Genomic DNA, 7723 nt, shown 5'->3' on the forward strand with positions numbered 1-7723 from the left:
TGCCAGACCGCAAGGTGTTTTAACAAATCAAAAGGGGTTTTTATAGCTGCCTCATCGCTGAAAGCTCTACGGAACCCCCTGCCTAGCAGGGGGTTTTCTATATACAAAAAACCGCTCGCATAAGTGTGCGAGCGGTATTATTTATCTATTGTTTGTGTTTGCGATTTTGTGTTCTACAGCGGATCTACCTTCAAACAAGAAACGGCATGTTTAAAGCTACCTTCTAGCAATGGCCGGGTTTTGGCACATTCCGCGTCAGCCATTGGGCATCGGGTACGGAACACACATCCGGATGGCGGATTGATTGGTGAAGGCAGTTCCCCTTCCAGTAACTCAATCTGTTTGTAGCGCTCTTTATCAGGGTCAGGAATCGGTACTGCTGACATCAATGCTCGGGTATATGGGTGCAGAGGATTATGATAAACCTCGTCGTAAGTCCCTAGTTCGACTGCGTTCCCCAAATACATAACCAATACGCGATCTGAAATATGCTTCACTATCGAAAGATCGTGAGCGATAAAAATCAGGGAAAGCCCCATTTCCCGTTGCAAATCCTGTAACAAGTTTACAACCTGAGCCTGAATAGAAACATCCAGTGCAGAAACAGGTTCGTCACAAATAATCAGTTTAGGTTCCAATATCAGAGCGCGGGCAATTCCGATACGTTGACACTGACCACCTGAAAATTCATGGGGGTAACGATTAATCAGGTTCGGTAATAACCCTACCTTCATCATCATTTTTTTGACTTTTTCTTTTATCTCCACATCTTTCATTTTAGGATAATAGGTTTTCAGTGGCTCAGCGATGATGTCACCGATAGTCATACGCGGATTAAGAGAAGCCAAAGGATCCTGAAAAATCATCTGGATATCATTGCGAATATCCCGCCACTGTTTGTCATTGAGATCAAATAGATTCTGACCAAGCCAGGTCACTGAGCCACCAGAGGCTTTGACTAATCCAATAATTGCTCTGGCAAGTGTTGATTTGCCACAACCGGATTCCCCCACTACGCCCAGAGTTTCCCCTTCGTATAATCGCAAGGTAACTCCATCTACGGCTTTCAGCTCTTTAGAAGGCTGCCAAAACCACTGCTTACCATCTTTGATATCAAAGTAAACTTTCAGATCATCCACTTCCAGAAGGACTTTTTTTTCAGTAACTGTATTCATACTAATTCCTCCTGACGTCTGAAGCAGGCACGCAAGCGTCCGGGGTTAAATAGTTCCAGCGGGGGTTCTTCACTCACACAATGTTCAGTCGCAAACTGGCAACGAGGCTGAAATGGGCAACCTTTTGGTAAGCGCAGTAAGTTTGGTGGGTTACCCTGAATTGTAGCCAAGGACTCTTCATCGCCATCCAGCCGGGGAACAGCATTAAGCAAGCCAATCGAATAAGGGTGTGTCGGATGGTAAAATATGTCACGGGCAGTACCATATTCCATCGTCCTGCCCGCATACATAACCAACACCTTGTCACAAATACCAGCAACAACACCCAGATCATGAGTAATCATAATAATGGCTGTATTCAGTTCTTTTTTTAGTTCGTTCAGCAATGTCATGATCTGTGCCTGAACAGTGACGTCCAGTGCAGTCGTCGGCTCATCTGCAATCAGTAGTTTAGGCTGGCACAATAATGCCATTGCTATCATGACACGCTGGCGCATGCCGCCAGAAAATTCATGCGGGAACATTTTCATCCGCTTACGCGCTTCAGGCATCTTAACAGCATCCAGCATTCGAACAGATTCTTCGAAGGCCTCACTTTTGCTCATATTTTTATGTAGCATCAGCACTTCGATAAGTTGCTCACCTACGCGCATATAAGGGTTAAGAGATGTCATCGGGTCTTGGAAGATCATTGAGATTTCTTCCGCACGCATTTTATTCAGCGCTTTTTCTTGCAGGTTAAGAATCTCACGTCCGTTAAAAACAGCAGAACCACTGACAGTACCATTACTGGCCAGTAACCCCATCAAGGCAAAGGCTGTCTGAGATTTACCTGAACCAGACTCACCAACAATACCCAGAGTTTCTCCGGCCTGTAAGTCAAAATTTAGTTTATTTACTGCTGTTACGTTGCCATCAGGCGTACTGAATACCACATTTAAATCTTTCACCGTTAATAGTGATTCAGCGCTTTTAGCATGTTTTATCGTTTCTACGCTATTCATAGGCTCTCCTTAACGGTCTTTAGGGTCGAGGGCATCTCGCAGGCCGTCACCAATAAAGTTAAAACAGAACAGGGTTAACACAAGAAAGCCCGCAGGAAACAGGAGTAACCACGGAGCCACTTCCATTGAGTTGGCACCATCGCTTAATAATGCTCCCCAACTACTGAGCGGCTCTTGCGTTCCCAAACCAAGAAAGCTCAGGAAAGATTCAAACAGGATCATGCTCGGTACTAATAATGAAGCATAAACCACCACAACACCCAACACATTCGGCACAATGTGACGCAGAACTATATTACGGCTGGACACACCACACACCAGTGCGGCTTCAATGAATTCCTTGCGTTTGAGGCTCAATGTCTGCCCCCGGACAATACGCGCCATGTCCAGCCATGACACCATGCCTATCGCAACAAAAATCAGCAGAATGTTTTGTCCAAAGAAAGTCACTAACAGGATGACGAAGAACATAAACGGGAAGGAGTTCAGAATTTCCAGCAGACGCATCATGACCATATCGACTTTGCCACCAAGATAGCCTGACATAGCACCATATAATGTGCCGAATATCACGGCAATCAAAGCCGCTGCTATCCCAACCATAAGTGAAATACGCCCACCAATAGCAACACGGACTAACAAATCACGGCCTGATGAATCTGTACCAAAATAGTGGTGTGACTCAAAATCAGGGGGCATGGTCATCATGTTCCAGTCAGTATCATCGTAAGTATACTGAGATAACATAGGCGCTAAAATGACAAACAATGTGATGACAAACAATATACACAAACTTGTAATTGCTGCTTTATTATGAATAAAACGACGACGTGCATCCTGCCACAAACTGCGGCCTTCAATTTCCAGCTGCTCAGAAAAATTTTCCAGAGCTTCGCTATTTTTCTTATTCAGTAACATTGCGTGCTCCAGTCTTAGTAACGGATTTTCGGATCGATGACGGCATACAACACATCAACGATAGCGTTGAACATAATGGTCAGCCCACCCACCAGAATCGTCAGGCTGAGCACCAGTGAGTAATCACGGTTTAAAGCGCCATTAACAAACAATTGCCCCAGACCGGGCAAACCGAAGATAGTTTCAATAACCATCGAGCCAGTAATAATGCCGACAAAGGCGGGCCCCATATAGGAAATGACAGGAAGTAAGGCTGGTTTCAGTGCATGACGGAAAATAATCTTCCGTAGTGGCAGCCCTTTGGCTCTTGCTGTTCGGATAAAGTTGGAATGCAGAACTTCAATCATGGAGCCGCGAGTGATACGGGAAATACTGGCAATATAAGAAAGGGATAACGCAACCATTGGCAAGAGCATATATTTAGGCGCCCCGCCATTCCAGCCGCCTCCCGGTAACCATTTTAGTGTAATTGCAAATATCAGAACCAATAAGGGAGCAACGACAAAACTGGGGATAACAACCCCTGTCATAGCAAACCCCATTACCGTGTAATCCCATTTTGTATTTTGATTCAGTGCCGCAATGACTCCCGCACTAACACCAAATATCACTGCCATAATAAAGGCCGCAGCCCCTAATTTAGCAGAAACGGGCAACGCCTCTGCCACCAAATCATTTACACTGTAGTCCTTATATTTGAATGAAGGGCCAAAATCCCCTTTCGAAAGTTGAACCAAGTAATTGAAATATTGTTTATAGATAGGATCATTCAGGTGATATTTCGCTTCGATATTCGCCATAACTTCAGGCGGGAGTTTTCTTTCCCCGGTAAATGGGCTGCCCGGCGCAAGACGCATCATGAAAAACGAAATGGTAATAAGAATGAAAAGTGTCGGGATCGCCTCTAAACAACGGCGTAAAATAAATTTCAGCATTGCCCGTTCCTATTGTCTGACCAAACCATGGTCATTAATTATCTGATACACAGGTGATTTATTACTTAAACCACCTGCTGATTCCTAATGTTTGATAATGTACATATCCTTGGTATGGAAGTTGTCCAGCGGATCTTTGCCGGTGTAACCACCTACGTAAGGTTTTAATAAACGTGAGTTCGTATAGTAAAAGAGAGGCACAATTGCAGAATCTTTATCCAGTTGAGCATTTGCCTTAGCATAAATTTCGGCGCGCTCTTCATCTGTTTTAGCTTGCAGTGATTGCTTCATTAGAGCATCAAATTCTTTGCTCTTATAGTGGGCAGTATTGTTGCTACTATTCGATAACATTGGATTCAGGAAGGTAGAGGCTTCGTTATAGTCAGCACACCAGCCAGCACGGGCGACGTCATAGTTAGCCTGATGGCGGGAGTCAAGGAACGTTTTCCATTCCTGATTTACGAGAGAAACTTCAACCCCGATATTCTTTTTCCAGATGGAGGCGGCGGCAATAGCTAATTTTTTATGCAGATCGGAAGTATTGTACAGTAACTTAACTTTCAGTGGATTATCTTTGGTAAATCCGGCATCAGCCAGAAGTTTTTTCGCTTCTTCATTGCGCTGTTGCTGAGTCAATTTAGTATACCAATCCGGTTTTACATCTTTAAAGTCAGCAATATAAGGCGGCGTATAACCATAAGCCGTTACATCTCCCTGATTTTTCACTTTATGAGTCAGCAGATCACTATCCATACCCAATTTTAGAGCAGTACGTACCCGAACATCATTAAATGGTGGTCTGTCATTATTAATTTCGTAGTAATAAGTACACAATTTCGGATTAACACGTAATTGTTCAGGGATCTCTTTTTTCAGTTTTTGAAATAATTCAACAGGTAAGTTGTCATAGCTCATCTCGATTTCGCCAGCGCGATAACGATTGACATCAGTGACTTCAGAGGAGATAGGTAAAACAGTGGTTTGATCAATAACGGTATTTTTATTATCCCAATACATCGGGTTACGTTCGAAAACAAGGCGCTCATTAATCACCCAGCTTTTCACTTTATACGCACCGTTGCCGACAAAATTCTGTGGTTGTGTCCATCTCTCTCCATATTTTTCAACAGTTGCACGATGGACAGGCGATGTTGATGTGTGAACCATTAATCGGACTAAATAAGGCACAGGCTCACTGAGTGTTAATTGGAATGTATGGTCATCTAACGCTTTCACACCCAAGGTTTCCGTTTTTTTCTTACCACGGATAATTTCATCAACATTCAGAATGTGGGCATACTGCATATAACTTGCATAAGGGGATGCCGTGTTTGGATCCACTGCGCGCTGCCAGCTATAAACAAAATCCTGTGCAGTAACAGGATCACCATTTGACCATTTTGCATCTTTACGGAAATGGAATGTCCACGTTTTAAAATCCGGGCTATGTTCCCAGCTTTCCGCAACACCGGGAATAATGTTGCCATCAGGATCATTAATCACCAGTGTTTCAAACAAATCACGGGTAATATTTGATTCCGGCACACCTTCTACTTTATGAGGGTCCAGTGATTGCGGTTCAGAGGCATTGTTGCGCACCAGCGTTTGTTTTTCTGCCAGCTGTACACCCGCAGGAACCTCTGCCGCAAATGCCTGTGCTCCGATCATCATGCCCAATGCCACTGCAACGCCAGCAGCAATTTTCTTTCTTGTTATGTTTACCATCTTCTTATTACTCCTATTGATTCATCTGGCTTTCGTAAAAGCCATCCCATTTTCAGGGCTAATTATTTTCTGCATCCCAAAAGGAATCGTTTTATTTACAGCAATAGAATATTTGTAATAACAATTAGTTATCTAATTTCTTAATATATAAATTCTTAAGATCAACATAATCGAGAGGATCCTTTCCTGTCATACCACCGACAGTCGGACGAATCAGGCGTGTAGAAACCCGGTAATACACAGGAATTGTTCCTGAATCAGCATCAAGCTGAGCTTCCGCCTTTTGATAAAATTCTTTACGTGTTTTCTCATCTTTGGCTGTCAGAGCCTGATTGAGATAGTTATCAAAGGCTTCACTGTTATAGAATGACGTATTATTACTGCTATCTGATAAGTAATAATTCAGGAAGGATGAAGGTTCATTATAATCGCCGCACCATGTTGCTCTTACTACGTCATAATTTCCCTGATGACGATTTTGCAATGAAGTTTTCCATTCCTGATTTTGTAACGTGACTTTTGCACCAATATTCTTCTGCCACATGGATGCAGCTGCAATAGCCTGCTGTTTGTTTTGTTCTGAAGTGTTATAGAGCAGGCTGAATTTGAGTGGATTACTGGCATCAAAACCTGCTTCTTTTAATAATTCTCTTGCCCGTTGATTACGTTGTTCCTGTGTCCAACCTGCCCACTCTGGATTAACAGTAAGGCCACCACCAATATAAGTAGGAGTGAAGCCGTATGCCGGAATTTGCCCCTGCCCCATAATCTTTTCAGTAATAATATCTCTGTCAAGGCTCAGCTTAATGGCTTCACGCACTCGTTTATCTTTAAATAACGGATTTTTATGATTAATTTCGTAATAAAATGTACATAGATAAGGTACTGTTCGGAGTTGATCGGGAATATCATGTTTCATTTTCTGGTAGAGTTCTGGCGGGATAGCATCATGAGTGATATCCACTTCCCCACTGCGATAACGGTTTACATCACTGACACCCGAAACAATAGGCAGTAAAATGCCTTTTTCTATAATGGATTCTTTATTATTCCAGTAATGCGGGTTGCGTGTTAAAACCATTCGCTCATTAATAACCCACTCTTTTAATATATAAGATCCGTTGCCAATAAAATTTTCTGGGGAAGTCCATTTAATGCCAAATTTTTCTACAACATCCTGCCGCACAGGTTTCAGCGGAGTGTGGCTTAACATACTAATAAGATAAGGGACAGGGCGACTTAGTGTTACCTGAAAACGCTGCTCATCCAGCGCCTTTACGCCTAACTGTTCAGGCGATTTCGTTCCTTGTAAGATATTATCTGCGTTCAACATATAGGTATATTGCAAATAGCTGGCATAAGGGGAGCCTACTTTTGGATCAGAAAGACGGCGCCAGCTATAGACAAAATCCTGTGCCGTGACTGGTTTGCCATCACTCCATTTAGCATCTTTACGTAGATAAAAAGTCCATACCTGATAGCCTTCATTTTCCCATTTTTCGGCTACTCCCGGCACAGTTTCGCCATTCAGATCAGTAGTCACCAACCCTTCAAATAAATTACGAATAACATTGGTTTCTGGACCACCTTCAACGACATGAGGGTCTAATGATACAACCTCAACACCATTATTAATGGTAACTTCCTGCTTTTCTGCCAACGCTACCCCAGCGGGAACTTTCGCCGCCATCCCTTGTGCTATGGGAAACGATAATAAAACGATAGAAGAAATCAACTGACTCAACTTTGATGGTATTTTTCTCATTATTCTCTCCAAGTGATAAACAGCAAATTAATCGTTTTTTAATCCAACAATCCCGATAACCTATTTTATTAAATAAAGATAATTTATGTGTTTAAGATTCAACCCACACTAGGTTTGTTATACTATTTTTTATAATATGTTTATTAAATCATTAAAGTAATTGTTTGTTCTTAGATATAAGATGTAAACAGAGAAATCAAT

6 protein-coding genes are annotated in these 7723 nt (G+C 42.5%); all 6 read right to left on the reverse strand.

Annotated elements, in window-relative coordinates; translation table 11 throughout:
* Nucleotides 1–173: 173 nt before the first annotated feature.
* Nucleotides 174–1175, reverse strand: coding sequence for a murein tripeptide/oligopeptide ABC transporter ATP binding protein OppF (gene oppF, locus AACX38_RS03595; protein WP_099108080.1), 1002 nt, complete (start codon nucleotides 1173–1175; stop codon nucleotides 174–176).
* Nucleotides 1172–2179 carry an ABC transporter ATP-binding protein gene (locus AACX38_RS03600; RefSeq protein WP_099108081.1) on the reverse strand — a complete coding sequence of 336 codons (1008 nt, stop codon included), beginning with the start codon at nucleotides 2177–2179 and terminating at the stop codon, nucleotides 1172–1174. Before AACX38_RS03600 ends, oppF begins: the two co-directional genes overlap by 4 nt.
* 9 nt (nucleotides 2180–2188) lie before the next feature.
* Entirely contained in the window at nucleotides 2189–3097 is a 909-nt protein-coding gene (oppC, locus tag AACX38_RS03605) for an oligopeptide ABC transporter permease OppC (protein WP_099108082.1), read from the reverse strand.
* Between the two features lie 14 nt (nucleotides 3098–3111).
* Nucleotides 3112–4032, reverse strand: a complete 921-nt coding sequence (gene oppB / locus AACX38_RS03610; protein WP_099108083.1) for an oligopeptide ABC transporter permease OppB — start codon at nucleotides 4030–4032, stop codon at nucleotides 3112–3114.
* Nucleotides 4033–4116: 84 nt separating this feature from the next.
* On the reverse strand, nucleotides 4117–5757 hold the full coding sequence (oppA, locus tag AACX38_RS03615; RefSeq protein WP_228865734.1) for an oligopeptide ABC transporter substrate-binding protein OppA: 1641 nt from the start codon (nucleotides 5755–5757) through the stop codon (nucleotides 4117–4119).
* Between the two features lie 124 nt (nucleotides 5758–5881).
* Nucleotides 5882–7522, reverse strand: a complete 1641-nt coding sequence (locus AACX38_RS03620) for an ABC transporter substrate-binding protein (RefSeq protein WP_228865735.1) — start codon at nucleotides 7520–7522, stop codon at nucleotides 5882–5884.
* Between the last annotated feature and the right edge of the window lie 201 nt (nucleotides 7523–7723).

The organism is Xenorhabdus sp. PB30.3, from assembly GCF_963895965.1.
Classification (GTDB): domain Bacteria; phylum Pseudomonadota; class Gammaproteobacteria; order Enterobacterales; family Enterobacteriaceae; genus Xenorhabdus; species Xenorhabdus stockiae.

Bases quoted from the DNA above. Each gene is read 5' to 3' on its own strand.
- AACX38_RS03620 (WP_228865735.1), bottom strand. From the start codon at position 7,522: ATGAGAAAAATACCATCAAAGTTGAGTCAGTTGATTTCTTCTATCGTT.
- oppC (WP_099108082.1), bottom strand. From the start codon at position 3,097: ATGTTACTGAATAAGAAAAATAGCGAAGCTCTGGAAAATTTTTCTGAG.
- oppB (WP_099108083.1), bottom strand. From the start codon at position 4,032: ATGCTGAAATTTATTTTACGCCGTTGTTTAGAGGCGATCCCGACACTT.
- AACX38_RS03600 (WP_099108081.1), bottom strand. From the start codon at position 2,179: ATGAATAGCGTAGAAACGATAAAACATGCTAAAAGCGCTGAATCACTA.
- oppA (WP_228865734.1), bottom strand. From the start codon at position 5,757: ATGGTAAACATAACAAGAAAGAAAATTGCTGCTGGCGTTGCAGTGGCA.
- oppF (WP_099108080.1), bottom strand. From the start codon at position 1,175: ATGAATACAGTTACTGAAAAAAAAGTCCTTCTGGAAGTGGATGATCTG.